Annotated in this window: 15 protein-coding genes, 1 tRNA gene, 1 pseudogene and 1 riboswitch; of the genes and pseudogenes, 10 read left to right on the forward strand and 7 right to left on the reverse strand. The window is 61.2% G+C overall.

What is annotated here, in order from left to right; genetic code table 11:
* Nucleotides 1–71: 71 nt before the first annotated feature.
* From V4R08_RS02625 to guaA, 6 genes are all read left to right on the forward strand, one after another.
* Nucleotides 72–320 carry a hypothetical protein gene (locus tag V4R08_RS02625; protein WP_335577911.1) on the forward strand — a complete coding sequence of 83 codons (249 nt, stop codon included), beginning with the start codon at nt 72–74 and terminating at the stop codon, nt 318–320.
* 185 nt (nt 321–505) lie between these two features.
* Nucleotides 506–2,002: an IMP dehydrogenase gene (gene guaB / locus V4R08_RS02630; RefSeq protein ID WP_335577912.1), complete on the forward strand. Its 1,497-nt coding sequence runs from the start codon at nt 506–508 to the stop codon at nt 2,000–2,002.
* Between the two features lie 145 nt (nt 2,003–2,147).
* Nucleotides 2,148–2,765, forward strand: a complete 618-nt coding sequence (locus V4R08_RS02635; protein ID WP_335577913.1) for a hypothetical protein — start codon at nt 2,148–2,150, stop codon at nt 2,763–2,765.
* 35 nt (nt 2,766–2,800) lie between these two features.
* Nucleotides 2,801–3,220 (forward strand): MAPEG family protein, encoded by a 420-nt coding sequence (locus V4R08_RS02640; protein ID WP_335577914.1) that lies wholly within the window; start codon nt 2,801–2,803, stop codon nt 3,218–3,220.
* Between the two features lie 28 nt (nt 3,221–3,248).
* On the forward strand, nt 3,249–4,550 hold the full coding sequence (locus tag V4R08_RS02645) for an RsmB/NOP family class I SAM-dependent RNA methyltransferase (RefSeq protein WP_335577915.1): 1,302 nt from the start codon (nt 3,249–3,251) through the stop codon (nt 4,548–4,550).
* 170 nt (nt 4,551–4,720) lie between these two features.
* Complete coding sequence (gene guaA / locus V4R08_RS02650) at nt 4,721–6,343, forward strand: glutamine-hydrolyzing GMP synthase (RefSeq protein WP_335577916.1); 1,623 nt, start codon at nt 4,721–4,723, stop codon at nt 6,341–6,343.
* A gap of 220 nt (nt 6,344–6,563) precedes the next feature.
* Here the strand turns inward: guaA and V4R08_RS02655 are convergent, their stop codons facing one another.
* Nucleotides 6,564–7,163, reverse strand: a complete 600-nt coding sequence (locus V4R08_RS02655) for an NADPH-dependent F420 reductase (RefSeq protein WP_335577917.1) — start codon at nt 7,161–7,163, stop codon at nt 6,564–6,566.
* Nucleotides 7,164–7,354: 191 nt separating this feature from the next.
* Nucleotides 7,355–8,089, reverse strand: coding sequence for an SDR family NAD(P)-dependent oxidoreductase (locus tag V4R08_RS02660; protein WP_335580160.1), 735 nt, complete (start codon nt 8,087–8,089; stop codon nt 7,355–7,357).
* A gap of 266 nt (nt 8,090–8,355) precedes the next feature.
* On the opposite strand from V4R08_RS02660, the gene V4R08_RS02665 reads away from it, so the two are divergent.
* Nucleotides 8,356–9,252, forward strand: coding sequence for a LysR family transcriptional regulator (locus V4R08_RS02665; protein ID WP_335577918.1), 897 nt, complete (start codon nt 8,356–8,358; stop codon nt 9,250–9,252).
* A 141-nt stretch (nt 9,253–9,393) separates the two neighbouring features.
* On the opposite strand, the gene gdhA is transcribed toward V4R08_RS02665, so the two are convergent.
* The 5 genes from gdhA to V4R08_RS02690 all read right to left on the reverse strand — a co-directional run bounded on the left by gdhA (nt 9,394) and on the right by V4R08_RS02690 (nt 11,797).
* Entirely contained in the window at nt 9,394–10,749 is a 1,356-nt protein-coding gene (gene gdhA, locus V4R08_RS02670) for an NADP-specific glutamate dehydrogenase (RefSeq protein ID WP_335577919.1), read from the reverse strand.
* A complete protein-coding gene (locus V4R08_RS02675) occupies nt 10,746–11,003 on the reverse strand; it encodes a restriction endonuclease (RefSeq protein WP_335577920.1) in 258 nt (85 codons plus the stop codon). The genes gdhA and V4R08_RS02675 overlap by 4 nt, the downstream gene beginning before the upstream one ends.
* Nucleotides 10,978–11,214, reverse strand: coding sequence for a hypothetical protein (locus V4R08_RS02680; protein ID WP_335577921.1), 237 nt, complete (start codon nt 11,212–11,214; stop codon nt 10,978–10,980). The genes V4R08_RS02675 and V4R08_RS02680 overlap by 26 nt, the downstream gene beginning before the upstream one ends.
* A 176-nt stretch (nt 11,215–11,390) precedes the next feature.
* Nucleotides 11,391–11,465: transfer RNA gene (locus V4R08_RS02685), tRNA-Thr, on the reverse strand.
* Nucleotides 11,466–11,587: 122 nt separating this feature from the next.
* Nucleotides 11,588–11,797 carry a hypothetical protein gene (locus V4R08_RS02690; protein ID WP_335577922.1) on the reverse strand — a complete coding sequence of 70 codons (210 nt, stop codon included), beginning with the start codon at nt 11,795–11,797 and terminating at the stop codon, nt 11,588–11,590.
* 418 nt (nt 11,798–12,215) lie between these two features.
* Between V4R08_RS02690 and V4R08_RS02695 the strand changes: the two genes are divergently transcribed.
* The 3 genes and pseudogenes from V4R08_RS02695 to V4R08_RS02705 all read left to right on the forward strand — a co-directional run.
* Nucleotides 12,216–12,398: a hypothetical protein gene (locus tag V4R08_RS02695; RefSeq protein ID WP_335577923.1), complete on the forward strand. Its 183-nt coding sequence runs from the start codon at nt 12,216–12,218 to the stop codon at nt 12,396–12,398.
* Nucleotides 12,399–13,322: 924 nt separating this feature from the next.
* A riboswitch (Fluoride riboswitch) is annotated at nt 13,323–13,384 on the reverse strand.
* 555 nt (nt 13,385–13,939) lie between these two features.
* Nucleotides 13,940–17,584: a nitrate reductase subunit alpha gene (locus tag V4R08_RS02700; RefSeq protein WP_335577924.1), complete on the forward strand. Its 3,645-nt coding sequence runs from the start codon at nt 13,940–13,942 to the stop codon at nt 17,582–17,584.
* Nucleotides 17,585–18,133: 549 nt separating this feature from the next.
* Nucleotides 18,134–18,630: pseudogene (locus V4R08_RS02705) on the forward strand (IS66 family transposase); the annotation flags it as partial.
* Nucleotides 18,631–18,696: the final 66 nt, after the last annotated feature.

The raw sequence follows: 18,696 nt of genomic DNA on the forward strand, positions 1-18,696 counted from the left end.
ATAGAGCCGGCGCGCTATTGCGCAGCCGGCAGGCCTTCCTAAATCCCTGGTGAGTTCTGGGAGACCCCGCGATGATCTATGTGCTCGCCGCCTTGCTGCCGCCGCTCGGGCTGTTGTTCAACGGGCAACCGTTCTCGGCCATCCTGAACGTGGTCGTGATCGTGCTTTGCGCGATTTTCGGGTGGATTTTCCCGATCCTGTTCCTGGTGCCGTCCGCCCATGCGCTGATCGCGGTCCACATGAAGCGGGAGGACCGCCGGCACCGCGAGGTGGTCGATGCGATCCGGGAGCACGGGCCGCCGCCGGACTATCCGCGCTGAACCTCCGGGAAAAACCCGTGCATGGCAGCCAAACGCTTTGATTCCAGAGGCTGCCATGCTATCGACCACCGCCAATCCAGCCGATGGAACTTGATTCGACGGCGACGCCAAGGTGTCGCCGACCGGCCATTCCATCCTGATGGGTTTTGCGGCGTCCGTGCCGCCCAATGGAGTTGGAGTTGGCGATGGCGCGTGCAAACGGATTTCGGGATTTCAAGGAAGCCTACACGTTCGATGACGTGCTGCTGAAGCCCGGCGCATCCGACATCGTGCCCTCCGAAGCCGATATCCGCTCCCGCGTCACCCGCGCCATTCCGCTCAACATCCCGATCATGGCGTCAGCCATGGACACCGTCACCGAGGCGCGGATGGCGATAGCGATGGCGCAGGCCGGCGGTATCGGCGTCATCCATCGCAACTTCGATGCGGAGGGGCAGGCTGCGCAGGTGCGGCAGGTGAAGAAATTCGAGTCCGGCATGGTGGTCAATCCGCTGACCATCGGCCCCGACGCGATGCTGTCCGACGCGCTGGCGCTGATGAACGACCACGGCTTTTCCGGCATTCCGGTGGTGAACGGCGGCAGTGCGACCTCGCCGGGCAAGCTCGTCGGTATTCTCACCAACCGCGACGTCCGCTTCGCGACCGACCCGCGGCAGAAAGTTTCCGAACTGATGACGCACGAAAATCTCGTGACGGTGCGCGAGGGCGTCAGCCAGGAAGAAGCCAAGAGGATGCTGCACAAGCATCGCATCGAGAAACTGCTGGTCGTCGACGACAAGTATCGCTGCGTCGGTCTCATCACGGTCAAGGACATGGAAAAGGCGGTGGCGCATCCGCTGGCCTGCAAGGATGCGCAGGGTCGGCTGCGCGTTGCTGCGGCAACCACGGTCGGCGAAGGCGGTTTCGAGCGCACCGAGCAACTGATCGATGCCGGGGTCGATCTGATCGTCGTGGATACCGCGCACGGCCATTCCAGCCGCGTGCTCGAAGCGGTCAATCGCATCAAGCGGCTGTCGAACGCGGTGCAGGTCATCGCCGGCAACATCGCCACCACGGAAGGCGCGCAGGCGCTGATCGATTCCGGCGCCGACGCCGTCAAGGTCGGCATCGGCCCGGGTTCGATCTGCACCACCCGCATCGTGGCAGGCGTCGGGGTGCCGCAGCTCACCGCCATCATGGATGCGGTCGATGCGGCGAGAAAGGCCGACGTGCCCGTGATCGCCGATGGCGGCATCAAGTTTTCCGGCGATCTCGCCAAGGCGCTCGCCGCCGGTGCTGACATCGTTATGGTCGGCTCGCTGCTTGCAGGCACCGACGAAACGCCGGGCGAGGTGTATCTGTGGCAGGGGCGCTCCTACAAGGCCTATCGCGGCATGGGTTCCGTCGGTGCGATGTCGCGCGGCTCGGCTGACCGCTATTTCCAGCAGGACATCAAGGATACGCTGAAACTCGTTCCCGAGGGGATCGAGGGGCAGGTTCCCTACAAGGGGCCGGTCGGCAACGTCATGCACCAGCTCGCCGGAGGTTTGCGCGCGGCGATGGGATATGTCGGCGCCCGCACCATCGCCGAATTCCACGATAAGGCGCGTTTCGTCCGCATCACCGGTGCGGGCTTGCGTGAAAGCCACGTCCACGATGTCACGATCACGCGTGAAAGCCCGAACTATCCCGGCGGCGGCTAATCGTCCAAATTGAGCCGTACAGCGGCGCGAAAACGGATTACTGTCGGCGTTGTATCGGATCCTCCGCGCCGGAACCGCGCTTTGGAGCGGTTGCCTCGTTTCCGAGATGACCTCACGAATTTTATTCAGAAGAGAACATGGAACCATGGTCGATTGGACGGATGACAGAATTGCCGCGCTTTCGGATTCCGATCTGAAAAATTTGCTTGCCAATGCGGAGCGGAAATCGGTCGACGAGCTGGTTGTGCGATGCCATGCGGAACTCGATAAGCGAAATGCGTTGAAGCCGCGCAAGGCTGCGAAGCCGCGCACCGAGCTGAAGGATTTCGAGCGCGATATGTCGGTTCGTCTCGCCGAGGTCGGCAAGCAGATGGCCGAAAAATACGATCTGTCGGAAGAGACCGCGAAAGCGAAGTCTGCCGGCGTAAAGGGCTTTCGCGCGCACAAGCTGGTGGGCAGCGACGGGCAGGCCAAGCTCGGCGGATTGCAGCGCGCGGGATTCGTCGCCGTCGATCGCTACATCTCCTATCGGCGCGGCAACGACATCGTCTCGCTCGGCGTATTCCTGCCGAAGGATCAGGACATTTCGGAGCACATGTTCTTTGTGATCGCGCCGCAGGCGATGCTCGAGCGCGGCGAGCCGGTCGACGCCATTCGCGACAATCACGGCCAGAAGCAGTCCGCCGACAGCGGGCTCGCGTTCAAGGATCTGGAAAGCGCAGCGGATGCCTTCGACAAGGCTCTGGCCGGGATCGCGGCGTGACAGATTGCGTCGGCGCAGGGAACGGGGATTAAAAAATGTCTGTTCAAGCGGTGCTGATGCCGGTGTTCGTGCTGATCGGACTGGCGTTCGCGTTGCTGATGGGGATGGCGGTAGCAAGGACGAGGTCTTTGAGGTCGGGCGAGACCCGGTTCGAGGACATCGCACTCCGCGAACCGAACTGGTCGATGCGCGCCACCCAGATCGCGAACTGCTTCAGCAACCAGTTCGAAGTGCCGGTGCTGTTTTATGTCCTGATCGCGCTGGCGTTGCCGCTGCGTCACGCCGACCTTGTCATCGTGCTGCTGTCGTGGGTATTCGTCATCACACGGTTCGTCCATGCCGGCATCTTCGTGACATCGAACAACGTCCCGCGGCGTGGAATGGTCTGGTTCGCGGGAGTGGTGGTGCTGCTGGCGATGTGGATTTATTTCGCCCTGCGCATCTTGCTCGTGTGAGCGCCCTCGCTCCAATCGAAAGTTTGCCATGACACCGGCCGCGCGGCTCTCCGCCGCAATCGAAGTGATCGAAACCATCGACGGCCAGCGGGTGCCGGCGGCGAAGGCGCTGAAGGAATGGGGCACCGCGCATCGGTTCGCCGGCTCGGGCGACCGCGCCGCGATCTCCGGGCTGGTCTACGATGTGCTGCGCCGTCAGGCGTCCAGCGCCTGGATCATGGACGATGCGGCGCCGCGTTCGCGCCTGCTCGGAATGCTCAGGATCGAGCGAGGGCTGGGTGCCGATGCCATCGCGGCGCTGTGCGACGGCAGCCGCTTCGCGCCCGCACCGCTCTCCGAGGGTGAACGCGCGGCGCTGGCCTCGCGCACCGTCATGGACGCGCCCGCGCATATCGCCGGAGACTATCCGGAATGGCTGGACGGATATCTGGCGGACGTGTTCGGTGACGACCGCGCCGTCGAGGCCGCGGCAATGGCGAGCCGCGCGCCGCTCGACCTGCGCGTCAATACGCTGAAGGCGAAGCCTGAGAAGGTGCTTGGCGCGTTGCGCCATCTCGGCGCGACGGCGACGCCGTGGTCGCCGCTCGGCTTGCGCATCCAGCTTGGCGCCGATGCCCGTAATCCCGGCGTCCATGCCGAGGAGGACTTCATCAAAGGCGGCATCGAGGTGCAGGACGAGGGCTCGCAACTCGCGGCGATGCTGTCCGGAGCAAAACCCGGCGAGCAAGTGATCGACCTCTGCGCAGGCGCGGGCGGCAAGACCCTGGCGCTGGCAGCCATGATGCAGGGTCGGGGGCGCCTCATTGCAACCGATCGCGACAAGCGCCAGCTTGCCCCGATCCACGAGCGGCTGTCGCGCGCCGGCGTGCACAATGCCGATGTCCGGACCCCGAAGGGCGCGGACGATCCATTGTCCGATATCAGGGCGTCGGCCGATCTCGTGCTGATCGACGCGCCCTGCACCGGAACCGGCACATGGCGGCGCAATCCCGACGCCAAATGGCGGATGCGCCCGGGTGCACTCGAAGTACGGTTGAAAGACCAGATCGAAGCGCTTGATCGTGCAGCCGCTTTGGTGAAACCCGGCGGACGCATCGCCTACATCACCTGCTCGGTGTTGCCGCCGGAAAATAGCGAGCAAGTCCGTAAGTTTATCGGCCGCCACTCAGATTTCACCGTGACCCCGCCGGCGCAGACCGCGTCCGTGCTGTGGGACAAGACGGACAATTTTCTCGCGGCGACGTACCGGTCGGACGAAGGCTTGCTGATGACACCGCGCCGGACGGGAACGGACGGGTTTTTCGTCAGCGTCTTGCAAAAGAAAGCCTGAGATTTTGGATTAGCCACCGTCATTGCGAGGAGCGTACGGGCGACGCGGAGCGTCGTCCCGGCAGCGACGAAGCAATCCAGTCTGCCGTTTTTCTCTGGATTGCTTCGCTTCGCTCGCAATGACGGTCCTTCAGGGTTGCGACGCCGGTGCCGCTCGCGTAATTCCTTGCCATGACAGCCTCCAGCAAAACCTCCGCTTCATCGCCCGGTCCGTCCGCCCATGTGGCCTCGGCGCACGACAAGATTCTCATCGTCGACTTCGGCTCCCAGGTCACCCAACTGATCGCCCGGCGCGTGCGCGAGGAGGGGGTCTATTCCGAAATCGTCCCGTTCCAGAAGGCGGAAGCGGCCTTTCTTGAGATGAAGCCGAAGGCGGTGGTCCTGTCGGGTGGGCCTGCCTCGGTTCTCGACGAGAATGCGCCGACGGCGCCGATGTCGATCCTCAAGGCGGGCGTGCCCGTGCTCGGCATCTGCTACGGCGAGCAGACCATGGCGCAGCAGCTCGGCGGCACCGTCGAGGCCGGGCATCATCGCGAATTCGGCCGCGCCGCCATCGAGGTCACCGACACCTGCGCGCTGTTCGACGGCGTCTGGGAGAAGGGCGGTCACTACGACGTCTGGATGAGCCACGGCGACCGCGTCACCAAACTGCCCGATGGCTTCCGGGCGGTGGCGAAAGCGCAGGGCTCGCCGATCGCGGTGATCGCGGACGACAAGCGCAAGTTCTATGCGATGCAGTTCCACCCCGAGGTGGTGCATACGCCCGACGGCGCGAAACTCATTCGCAATTTCGTCCGCAAGGTCGCGGGACTGACCGGCGACTGGACCATGCGCGCGTTCCGCGAAGAGGCGATCGAGAAAATCCGCGCTCAGGTCGGCCAGGGACGGGTGATCTGCGGCCTGTCCGGCGGTGTCGATTCGTCTGTGGCGGCGATCCTGATCCACGAGGCGATCGGCGATCAGCTCACTTGCGTATTCGTTGATCACGGCATGCTGCGCAAGGACGAGGGCAAGACGGTGGTGGAGCTGTTCCGTCATCACTACAATATCCCGCTGGTCCACGTTGATGCGTCGAAGCAATTCCTGGGCGAGCTTGCCGGCGTTACCGACCCGGAAGCGAAGCGCAAGACCATCGGGCGTCTGTTCATCGACGTGTTCGAGGCGGAAGCCAAAAAGATCGCAGCCTTGGGAAAAGGATCGGCGGAATTTTTGGCGCAGGGCACGCTCTATCCTGATGTGATCGAGAGCGTATCGTTTACCGGCGGCCCGTCGGTGACGATCAAGTCGCACCACAATGTCGGCGGCCTGCCTGATCGCATGAACATGAAACTGGTGGAGCCGCTGCGCGAACTGTTCAAGGACGAGGTCCGTGCATTGGGGCGCGAACTCGGGTTGCCGGAGATTTTCGTCGGCCGCCATCCGTTTCCGGGGCCGGGCCTTGCGATCCGTTGCCCCGGCGAGATCACCCGCGAAAAGCTCGACATCCTGCGCGAGGCTGACGCCGTGTATATCGACCAGATTCGCAAGGCCGGGCTGTACGACAAAATCTGGCAGGCGTTCGCAGTGCTGCTGCCGGTCAAGACGGTCGGCGTGATGGGCGACAGCCGCACCTACGATTATGTGGTCGGCCTGCGCGCGGTGACCTCGACCGACGGCATGACCGCCGACTTCTATGCCTTCGACATGGCGTTTTTGGGCGCGACCGCGACACGCATCATCAACGAGGTCAAAGGCGTCAACCGCGTGGTCTACGACGTGACGTCAAAGCCGCCCGGCACAATCGAGTGGGAATGACGGGGGGTGCCACGGAGTAGTATCAGATAGCAGGAGGACACTCGGGCGAATCCTGGGCCATGGATAGCAGTCGATAGATGCTAAGCGGACCCGTAGTCCGCCGCTCCATCGGGCGTCACGCCGCTTAAGCGGGTGCCTTCACGTCGACGTCATTGAGCACATAGATGGCCGACGGTTTGGGATCGTGCTTTTCGGGCCAAATCACGCGGTCGTAGATCGATTACTGCTCCTTCTTGAACAGATCCTGGAAGATGAGCTGGCCCCAGGTGCGGCCGCGTGCGTGCACCAGCGTGCCACCCTCGTTGAGCTTTCCCAGCTTGACGGGTGCGAACCCGAGTTGTTTGGCCAAGGCCGCCACGGGAGCGGTCGCGTCCTCGTCGTCGCTCGACAGAAAGACGACCCGGTGCCCGCCCTCGACGATCGGATCGGCAGCCAGGGTGGCTGCAATCAGGTGATTGAACCCTTTGACGAGCTTGGCGCCGGTGAACGCCTTCGCGACGAAGGCGGAGGACGGAAGACCGTCCAGTTCTTCAGGCACTGGAAACGCGTTCATCGCGTCGATGACTGTCTTGCCTTCCCAGTTCGGCAGAGCCTTCGCAACCTCGCGGTGCTCCCAGAACGGGACCGCCAAGATAATCGTGTCGGCCTCGAGTGCTTCCCGCAGCAACTTGGCGACGACCGTGGGGCCAATCGCCCGAGCCTGCGGCGCCAACGCCTCGGGCGGCCGGCGGCTCGCGACGGTCACGTCGATGTTTTTACGGGCGAAGGCGTGGGCGAGGGCCTGGCCTATCTTGCCGAATCCTACAATCGCGTAGCTCATGATGCTTCTCCTATCCGTGTTGGTATTGATTTCCCCGGCCTTCAACGGCGCTGGGTAATCCGTCTTGTTGTGTAGACGTCCCGTCGTGAACGACTTCCGCGCGGCCTGGTCGACCGTTCAGCGCGGAAGTCCTTCAACCACGGACATGCCAGTACCCGCCGATCAGCCGCTTCCCGCGATCCGGCGCGAATTCAGATGGCCGAGAGGCCGCCATCGACAGACAACTCCACCCCATTCACGAAGCTCGAATCGTCTGAAGCAAGAAACAGCGCGACCGCTGCAATTTCCTCAGGACGCCCCATCCTTCCCCGCGGGATCACGGATTCGAACATCCGCTTCGCCTCCTCGGTGAGAACCTGGTCCTGCATCGGTGTGGCGATCGGCCCGGGGCTCAGCACGTTCACCCGGATATTCCGGCCTTTCAGTTCGTTGAGCCACCCGCGTGCGAATGCGTGCAACGCCGCCTTGCTCGCCGCATACACGCTGAAACCAGGAAAACCTTTCACCGAAGCAACGGACCCGGTCATGAAGATCGATCCGCCATCGTTGAACAGCGGCAACGCCTTCTGAACCGCAAACAGCGTGCCGCGTGCATTCAGGTTGAAGGCCGTATCGAAGTGCTGCTCGGTAATCCCGCCCAGTGGGGCGGCTTCGCCCGTGCCGGCGCTCGCGTACAGGACGTCGATCTTGCCCTTTGCCCGCTTGACCGTATCGAACAGGCGGTCGAGGTCGTCGAGATTGGAAGCGTCGCCGCGCACGCCGGTCACGTTCCGGCCAATCAGCCTGACGGCCTCATCGAGCGCCTCCTGCTTCCGGCCCGTGATGAAAACATAGGCGCCTTCTTCAACGAACCGCTGGGCGCTTGCCAGCGCCATGCCGCTCGAGCCACCCGTGACGACTGCAACCTTACCCTCAAGCTTTCCCATGACTTCTCCTTTCGTGGTTCGGGACAGCATCTGCCCTGAGAACCTCGAAATGGGGCCGCCGGCGTCAGTTGTTGAGTGCGCAAGCGCGCACATCGGTGGTGCGAAATCGATCCGGATGGACGACTGACGCCATCCGCGACGATCGGTGTCCGCCGTTCGGAATTGGGCCGCGCTCGTTGACATAAGCTATGATAGACCGCCCGTACTGCTGCTCGATGTGCTAGATACGGGCTTCGGAAAGGCGCACCGCGGTGCGGGATTGCACCATGATCGACTGGGATGACGTTCGCTACTTTCTTGCCGTCGCGCGCGGAGGCTCGGTGCGGGCTGCCGCCGAGCGCCTCGGGGTGAACCACACCACAGTGCTGCGACGCATCGCTCAGCTCGAGGAACGCCTCGGAGCGCACATGTTCGAAAAGCTGCCTTCGGGCTACCGCCTGACGGCTGCGGGCGAGGAGGTCCTCGATCTCGCGAACCAGATGGAAGCTTCGTCGCACCAGCTGGAGACGCGCGTCTTCGGTCGCGACCGGGGCGTGCGCGGGCTTCTTCGGGTGACACTGGCGCCGCCCCTCGCGACACACCTGCTCATGCCCGACTTCGCTGAGTTTGCGCGTCTGCATCCGGACATCGAGATGGAAATCTTGTCGTCCGGCGAGTTGGCAAATCTGACCAACCGAGAGGCCGACGTCGCGATCCGCGTCGTTTACGACCGCAAAACCCTGCCGCTCAATCTTCACGGCCTGAAGGGACCGGAGCTGTTCGGCGGCGTCTACATGTCCCGCGATCGACTAGCCGCGTGGCGTGCAGGTGCGCCGGATCCCATCCGGTGGATCGTCATAAGCATTCATGGCATCCCGGACTGGGCCCGCGAGGGTGAGGTTCGTACCACGGGGGTTCCGTTCAGGACCACGGACGGCGAGGCGCAGATCGTTGCAGTACGGCAAGGGCTCGGGATGACGATACTGCCGTGCTTCGTCGGAGATGCCGACCCACTCCTGGCGAGGGTGCCGGGCACCGACCTGCACATGCATGGAACGCTCTGGCTTCTTACGCAGGGGGAAACGCACAAGACGAAGCGCGTGCGGCTCTTCACTGAGTTCGTATCCCGCAGGCTCGCCGCATACGCGCCGCTTCTCGCGGGGCTGTGCTTATCGCGCGACTGACGCCCGGCGGGTCGCCGGCGACGCTTGCCGTACCCGATTTACGTGTGCGGCGGCTGATGGCGTCGGTATTCTGACGGCATGCAACAGGCTCGGCGAGGGAGGTGCTGCCCTGTCGCCGGCCCGCTGTTTGCACGGCACCGGTCAGATCACGCCCAGCATTTGCATCGCCTCCGCCACGCGCACGAAACCCGCAATGTTCGCGCCCAGCACATAGTTGCCCGGCGCCCCATATTCGTCGGCGGTAGCGGCGCAGGTATCGTGGATGTTGCGCATGATCGTGGCGAGACGCTCCTCGGTCTGTTCGAAGGTCCAGCTGTCGCGGCTGGCGTTCTGCTGCATTTCCAGCGCCGACGTGGCGACTCCGCCGGCGTTGGCCGCCTTGCCGGGAGCGAACAGCACGCGCGCCTCCTGGAACAGCCTGATCGCTTCGGGGGTCGATGGCATGTTCGCGCCTTCGCCCACCGCGATCACGCCGTTCTTCACCAGCGTGGCTGCATCCTTGCCGGAAAGCTCGTTTTGGGTGGCCGAAGGCATGGCGACATCGCAGGGCACATCCCAAACGGAGCCTTTGCCGGCGGGAACGAAGTGCGCGCCCGCGCCCCTGGCCTTGGCATATTCCTCAATACGCCCGCGCCGCACGTCCTTGATTTCCTTGATTAGTGCGAGGTCAACACCGCTTTCATCGACGACATAGCCGCTGGAATCGGAGCAGGCGATAACCTTGCCGCCGAAGGACTGCACCTTTTCGATCGTGTAGATTGCCACATTGCCCGAACCGGAAACGACCACCTTTCTGCCGTCGAAGCCGCTGCCTCTGGTTTCCAGCATCGCCCGCACGAAATAGGTGTTGCCGTATCCGGTCGCCTCCGTCCGCGCGCGCGAGCCGCCATAGGCCAGCGCCTTGCCGGTGAAGACGCCGGCCTCATACCGGTTGGTCAGGCGCTTGAACTGGCCGAACATATAGCCGATCTCGCGCCCGCCCACGCCGACGTCGCCGGCGGGCACATCGGTGTATTCGCCGAGGTGGCGGTACAATTCGGTCATGAGCGACTGGCAGAAGCGCATGATCTCGCCCTCCGACCGGCCCTTGGGATCGAAATCGGTTCCGCCCTTGCCGCCGCCGATGGGGAGGCCGGTCAGCGCGTTCTTGAAGGTCTGTGCAAAGCCCAGGAACTTGATGATGCCGACATTCACCGAAGGGTGAAAGCGCATGCCGCCCTTGTAGGGGCCGAGCGCGGAATTGAACTGCACGCGAAAGCCACGGTTGATTTGCACATGGCCGGCATCGTCCACCCAGGGGATGCGGAAGATAATCTGCCGTTCGGGTTCGCAGATGCGCTCGATCAGCGCCTGGTCGAGGTAATGCGGGTGCTTGGCCACCACGCGGCCGAGGCTCTCCAGCACGCCCTGGACGGCCTGGTGGAATTCCGCCTCGCCCGCGTTGCGGCGGATAACAGAGGCGAGGATGGGCTGGAGCTTTTCGTCTATGCTGTTCATTGCGGGAAGCCTGTGGTGATGCGGGGTTCATGATCGGCGGGCGTGGGTGGGAGCGGATCATTCGAACACCTGCGCCGAAAGGCTGGCGGCCATGGCCCTTTCGCGAGTGCTCGCGGTGAGGCCGATGTGGTGACGAACAAGCCTTTTGGCGGCCTTGTGTGCCGATTGAGATTGCCGAGGAAATCGCGGATTGCGCCAGGGCCGACGCTGTTGCCTAGCCCATAGCGTTTAGCCTGAATGGAGGCCCGATCCAAGCCCCAGCGCGTCCTGATCGATTACGCCGTCAACGCCATCATCGCTGCTGCGGCCGAGTGCGCGCCCGGCATCTGCAGCCGATCCGCCACAGCCCATGGCGAGCAGCAGATCGACGATCGGCCACGCGAAGAAATCCGGCGGCGCCGCGCGGACGTGATCGCGCAGTCCCTCGGCGAGCGCGACCTCGATCCGGCTACGGACCTCTTTCAAGAGCTCACGGCAGCGCAACTGATTTGGGTGCGTAGGGCCTTGCGCTGGAAGGATGGTGTCGGCGGAGAGGATCGAACTCCCGACCTTTGGTTTACAAAACCGCGGTTGTAAACACCTAAGTTATTGGTTATAAACAATAGTTTCTCTTATTAGGCATCCCTTAGGCATCTCGATGGTGGTGCCGGCGGAGAGGATCGAACTCCCGACCTTTGGTTTACAAAACCACTGCACTACCGCTGTGCTACGCCGGCCTGTCGGCTGTTTAGCAAAAGGAGGCCCCTCAAGTAAGAGGGGCTTAGTGGGCTTGCCGGGGACGAAGGGTGCCGACAAGGTTCTTGCATCCAGCGAGTGTTCAATTGCTGGCATGGTATCCCTAGGGGTATCTGAGCGCGGCGATGAAGTCGCCATACGGGTCGGGAATGAACTTCGGCTCCTCTATCATCCGACAGTTGGCGAATGACGCCTCGCAGAACGGGGAGCAGAATGTCTTGCCCTCGTGGTGCCGGCGCATGAGGCCGAAGGCGGACTGATTGCAGAAGTCGCAGGTCTTCTGGATACGGGGTTGGTGCTTTAAGAGCCACATGGCGACGCTCCTCAGTTGTGGAGGCGTACGGCGGAGTGGAGATACTCAAGAGCGCAACTGCAACATTATGCTCGCCGCACAATTCCAAAACCGAAGAATCGAATTGGCCACCCGCATTCTAACACGGCTTCATAATGCCTATAGAAAAGTACACAGCTTTCTTTGTAGAAGACGCTAGAGCCGATCTCTTGGTTTATGGAACTCCTTGATGCGGGCTTCGTCCAGTATCGAGCGCTGGTGGCGGCGCAGAACGTCCCACAAAGGAAAACGCGCCCTGTTCGGAGCGCCTTTTCCTTTAGAACAACAGCAAGACTATCATCTTGGGTTGTGATTGCTGTAAATGATGCCATGTCTAGCTAATCACCGGCTCGGCTCTGCCGTAGGCGCCGGAGATAGAGAAATCTGGAGATAGGATAGCGTGACCGATTATCGAGTATACATCCTCAACGACAAAGGCCACATCCAGAGCGACACGCTCATAGCGAGCGCAGATGACGCTCAGGCAATCGAAGCTGCAAAGAAGATAGTCGGCGCCCGTAACGTGGAATTGTGGGACGGGGAACGCTTGGTTGGACGCTTCAAAACAGAGCTTAGCAGTTAGTCAGCGGATTGTTTCGCTCACGGGAATGACTCGCCGCACTTCGGGCACTTCAGTTGATTTATTCCCGCGCGATCGATCATTCTTTACCCCTTGCACAGTACGTGGATCAGAAACGCTGAGTGCAGGCGCATATCGCTCAGAATACCTCAACACTATTGAACCGCAACGACAGGGGAGCCAATAGCCGGTTGAACGTTCACGTCGGATGTTCAAGAAAAGCCAAGGATAGCGGAAGCGCTTAACGGTCTCAAAAAATTTCGAAGCTATCGACACAAAACACCCGGCATGGAAAATCATTAGTCAGAGTGCGTCGTTCGGTTGCTCATCACGACGGGACGGCGATGTAGTACGCTACATCGGCCATCGTCTGCACCTCTGGTTTAAGGGGTCCTTTTACCCGCCCACGTGCAAGGCCTTTGGAAGTGGTCGCAGACAGCTCCCTCAATTCCGACTCCAAAATTCATTAGCAATAATGAGCGCTCGCACGGTGGCCCGAATATCGCCGTCACACGACACGATTCGCTTGGTCGGTAGCGGATTCGAGCGGGTCAGGGCAATGCCGACAATCCACCGTGGATCAACGCGCGGGCCCAAGTCCGGCATCTCGCGAGCAAGGAAGGGATTGCCACGCGCACGCCCAACCGATGCAGTGCTGCTTATTTGTAAAGCGATCCTATTTGTTGAATCTACTTTCCCCATGTCGGATGAGCACCAATGTACCTGTTCTCGCTCTGACGATGTCGTGATGGCAGACGGGACAAATGACGAAGACCGGCGGCGGTCCCTACGCGAACGGATGACCTCAACGACAAATGGTCTGTTTGGGAAACCTTTACAAAGGGAGCCACGCGACCTCCCGCTCACCACAATGCGCGGCTGTTAACTTAGTCATCTGGTTATCACACCGGACGCTTGCCGCGCTTTCAGTCAGCAGGAGTCATCAGTTCCGTCGACGGTTAAAGGGAGACTCCAATTCCCTATTCCAATTTTGCGCATTGCGCGGAGCCAGGGTCAATAACAAGCGCTTATTCTCGAAGAAGACGATGGCCGAATTGCACAGACGATGGAGTGCTTTTGCTGTGCGCAATCGACATCGGCATCATCGGTTCGCGCTTGGTCAACGTTGCGCAATCGGTCGACCATCGCGATTAGCGCAGAGGAGATCGTCCCATCGCGCATGGATTGCAGCGTTGCAGAAATCAAAAACTCTAGTCTATGCTAGCAAATCATCTGGGAAGAAGTCCCCCCAAACCGCCCGCAAGGCTGACGACTCCTACTGCGGTATTGATCGCGGTGGGAGCGTTTACCTCAAACCCAGGTTGGTGGATTTGTTTGCCTGCAAGTGAGCAAGCAGACTCTCGCCGCCTAACCCTGCGCACGACAAACGACGGGAGGAATAGCATCTCCCGGCGAAGGGTAATTCTTTGGAGAAGGAAAGGCGCGATGGGCAGTATCGATATAGCGGTTAGACGAGAAGAATGTGAGTGACAAAATGTAAGTGACGACAGGCCTCGCGGCCGGACGAAAAACAGGAGACGCTGATGAGCTGGATACTTGACCTAGTTAATCCCCGAGAGCGCAAGTGGGAAGAGTTCTACCGCAACCGCTGGTCCCACGATAACGTTTTCCGCAGCACGCATGGCGTCAACTGCACCGGTGGCTGCTCCTGGGCGATCTACGTCAAGGACGGGATCATCACCTGGGAGATGCAGCAGACCGACTACCCGCTTCTTGAGCGCAGTCTGCCGCCCTACGAGCCGCGTGGCTGCCAGCGTGGCATCTCTGCCTCGTGGTATGTCTACAGCCCAATCAGGGTGAAGTATCCATACGTCCGCGGTCCGCTGTTCGACATGTGGAAGGAAGCGAAGGCGTCGCACGCCGATCCGGTGCAGGCTTGGGGTGCGCTGATCGGAGACGAGCAAAAGCGGCAGCGCATTCAGAAGGCACGCGGCAAGGGCGGCTTCCGCCGCGCCAAGTGGGAAGAGTTGGTCGAGCTGATTGCTGCTGCCAGCTTGCACACCGCGCGCAAGCATGGACCGGACCGGGTGATGGGCTTCTCGCCGATTCCGGCGATGTCGATGCTGTCGTTTGCGGCCGGCACACGCTTTCTGTCGCTCTTCGGCGGCGGGTTAATGAGCTTCTACGACTGGTACGCCGATCTGCCGACCTCGTTCCCGGAAATCTGGGGCGACCAGACCGACGTGTGCGAAAGCGCGGACTGGTACAACAGCAAGTTCATCGTTTCGATGGCGTCGAACTTGAACATGACCCGTACCCCCGACGTGCACTTCATCTCGGAAGCGCGCACCGAGGGAACCAAGTTTGTGGTTCTCTCGCCGGACTTCAGCCAGGTCGCCAAATACTGCGACGAGTGGATTCCGATCCAGGCGGGACAGGACACGGCGTTGTGGATGGCGGCGAACCACGTCATCCTCAAGGAATACTACATCGATCGTCAGGTTCCGTACTTCGTCGACTACATCAAGCGTTACACCGACCTTCCGTTCCTGGTGGAGCTGGAGCCCAACGGGAACACCTACAAGACGGGTCGCTTGCTGCGTTCCAACCGCGTTCCGCGCTACAAGGATGTCGAGAACGGCGACTGGAAGATGCTGTTGCTTGACGCCAACAGCGGTGAACTGCGAGCGCCGAAGGGTCAGGTCGGTGATCGCTGGGGTTCTGTGCACGGCAAATGGAACCTGTCCGGCGAGGATACCCTGGACAATAGTCCACTCGATCCGGTGCTGAGCTTTATCGATCGATCCGATGACGTGGTGCAGGTTGGGTTCGACGATTTCGCGAACGGTCGCGTCGTCTCGCGCGGCGTGCCGGTGAAACGGATCGCAACAGACAAGGGCGAGATCCTGTGCACGACCGGCTTCGACATCATGATGTCCCAGTTCGGTCACAGCCGCGGTCTCGAGGGTTCGTTTGCGACCAGCTATGACGACGAGAATGCGCCCTATACGCCAGCATGGCAGGAGCGCCACACCGGTATCGGTCGCGAGACGGCGATCAGGTTTGCGCGTGAGTTTGCGACCACCGCAGAACTCACCAACGGCAAATCCATGGTGATCGTGGGCGCCAGCGCCAACCATTGGTACTACAACAACCTTTGTTACCGGTCGGCTACGGTTGCTTTGATCCTGTGCGGCTGTTGCGGCGTCAATGGCGGCGGCATCAACCACTACGTGGGTCAGGAAAAGCTTGCGCCCGTTGCGCCATGGGCCTCGATTGCTCTGGCTCTCGACTGGTCCAAGCCGCCGCGGGTCGTGCAGTCGTCGACCTGGCATTACGCCCATAGCTGTCAGTGGCGCTACGAGGCGGAGTTTACCGAGTACGGCCTGACGGCGCCAAATCCGAAATGGGCCAAGGGGCATGCGATCGACCTCGAGGCGAAAGCGGTCCGTTGTGGCTGGATGCCGTTTACGCCGAATTTCCACCGCAACCCGATCGAGGTCGTGGCTGAAGCGGAGCGTGCCGGTGCGAAGAGTGCTCAGGAGATCGAGGCTTACGTTGTCGATCAGGTCGCGAGCAAGAAGTTGGATCTTGCGATCGAAGATCCCGATGCCGAGGAGAACTGGCCGCGGATATGGTTTATCTGGCGCGGCAACGCGATGCAGTCGAGCGCCAAGGGACATGAGTTCTTCCTGCGCCATTACCTTGGTACGCATGACAACGTGATCGCAGAGGAGCGTGCAAGAGGTAAGTCGACGACGGTTAAGTATCACGAGACAGCGCCGCGCGGAAAGTACGACCTGGTGATCGACATCAACTTCCGGATGAACACGACGGGGCTCTACTCCGACATCGTACTGCCGACGGCGTTCTGGTACGAAAAGAACGACCTCAACACGACAGATCTGCACTCGTTCCTGCACGTGCTGGGACAGGCGGTTCCGCCGGTGTGGGAGTCCAAGACGGACTGGGAGATCTTCAAGCTGCTCGCCAAGAAGGTCAGCGAGCTGGCTCCGCTGGCGTTCTCCAAGCCGGTGCGCGATGTGATCCTTCAGCCGCTCATGCACGATACCCCCGACGAAATGGCACAGCCGGAGATTCTCGACTGGACCTTGGGCGAGTGCAAGGCGGTGCCGGGCAAGTCGTTCCCGCACGTGCGCGTGGTCGAGCGTGACTACGCGAATTTGTACAACAAATTCATTTCGTTCGGGCCGAAGGCGCGGGAGGATGGCGTCTCTGCGGTCGGGGTGAATGTTCCGATCAAGAAGCAGTACGACCGGATGCTCGAAAATCCCATCATGCCGATGCCGGATCCGAAGCATATGCGGTGTGTGGAGTGGGGCGGCAAGCGTTACCCGAGCCTCGAGGACGTGCTCGACGCGTGCAACACGGTGCTGACGTGTGCTCCGGAAGCGAACGGCGAGGCTTGCTATCAGGCCTTCCATCAGGAAGAGCATCACGTCGGCCTCCCGCTCGTCGATCTTGCGGAGCCCAACCGAAACGTTGCGGCGACGTTCTATGACCTTACGCGTCAACCGAGACGGATCATTACGAGCCCCTGCTGGACGGGCATGGTGAACGACGGGCGTGCTTATTCAGCCTGGTGCATGAACGTCGAGCGCCTGGTGCCTTGGCGGACGCTGACCGGCCGGCAGTCGCTGTACCTCGACCACCAGTGGTACCTCGACTTCGGCGAGCACATCCCGACCTACAAGCCGCGGCTCAACCCGCGCAAGACCGGCGATATTGTGAAGAGCCGGGTTGATGAGCATTCGTTGGTGCTGAACTACATCACGCCGCACGGCAAGTGGGGCATTCACTCGACCTATAAAGATAACCACCGCATGTTGATGTTGTCTCGCGGCATGGATCCGGTGTGGATCAATGACAGAGACGCGGAGAAGGTCGGTATCGAGGATAACGACTGGGTCGAGGTCTATAACGACAACGGTGTGGTCGTCACCCGCGCCAACGTGAGTCGCCGAATTCAGCCTGGCACCTGCATGTACTATCACGCGGTCGAGCGTACGGTGTACATTCCGAAATCGCAGGAGCGTAAGTGGCGTGGCGGTGGCCACAACAGTCTGACGCGTATTCGCATCAACCCGCTGTTTTTGGCTGGTGGCTATGCCCAGTTCACATACGGCTGGAACTACTGGGGTCCGACTGGTATCTTAACGCGTGACACCCACGTCGTCGTGCGCAAGATGGAGAAGCTGGAATGGTAGGTGTCTCACGACGCATGATCATGATCACGAACCGGTTCCGGCGCATTTCGGTGCGCCTGAGCGGGTTGGCGTCGGGAAACACTTGACCAAATCGCGAACTCGTCAACACCATGCTGCATCTGGGCGTCGATAAGGTCGCATCCTTGAGCCGTTCTCACGTGCGGCCGTTTCCGGGATAAGAGCGATTTGCAACGCAGCGTGCCGGTGAGCCCTTCATCCGCAACCGCGTTGCAAACCGATCGGACCGCGACGCATAGTGAATGGCGGAGCGGGTCGGTGTTGACGCAGACGCTCACTGCATGTGTTTCGGTCTGCCCAATATTGCCGCCCTGAGCCGGGGGGGGGCGACCTCCCATGCTCGCGCTCGCAAACCTATTCCTTGCCCGCAGGACACTTGCGTCCGCTTGACAAAGTCGCCGGGCGAATGCCGCCCGCGGCAGGTGTAAACAAAGGATCCTTCACCGCCAACGCAAACCTGTTGCGACTACTTCAGAAAAAGTGACGTTGCTCAGAGGTTCCTTAGGTGGCGCAAGTGACGGGCAATCTGGAGATCCATCGGGCGCCGTTTACATCTACGCACCCGATCGCAAATCTGAACGGCCAATTACCCATCTGAAGGGCTTCAAGGGCATTCTGCTGGTCTCACGTTCGGCCTGGCTTCTATGAGCTCGCCGTATCTGGTCCGGCACCGATCGCCATCCGCTACGCCCTGTCGCACTGGGAGGGCCTGACGCGCTTCATCGATGACGGCCGCATCGAACTCGACAACAACACCGTCGAGCGCTCCATCCGCCCGATCGCGCTTAGCCGGAAGAACGCATTGTTTGCGGGTTCTAACGGAGGCGCCGAGCATTGGGCCACCGTCGCGTCCCTGATCGAGACCTGCAAATTGAATGACATCGACCCGCTCGCGTATCTGACCGACGTCCTCACGCATCGTCAATGGTCACCCCAACCGCGATATCGATCAGTTGCTGCCGTGGGCCTACAGAAAGAACTCAAAGCTGTGGCATAGGAACAGCGCTTACGCTATGAATCCTATGTAGGTCCGACTCGGACGGCCGGGCCAGCGCGCCAAGCCTACTGGATAGGAAGTTCTGTGACTTTTTATC

Origin of the sequence: Nitrobacter sp. NHB1 (assembly GCF_036964665.1) — a bacterium.
In the GTDB taxonomy this organism is placed as follows: domain Bacteria; phylum Pseudomonadota; class Alphaproteobacteria; order Rhizobiales; family Xanthobacteraceae; genus Nitrobacter.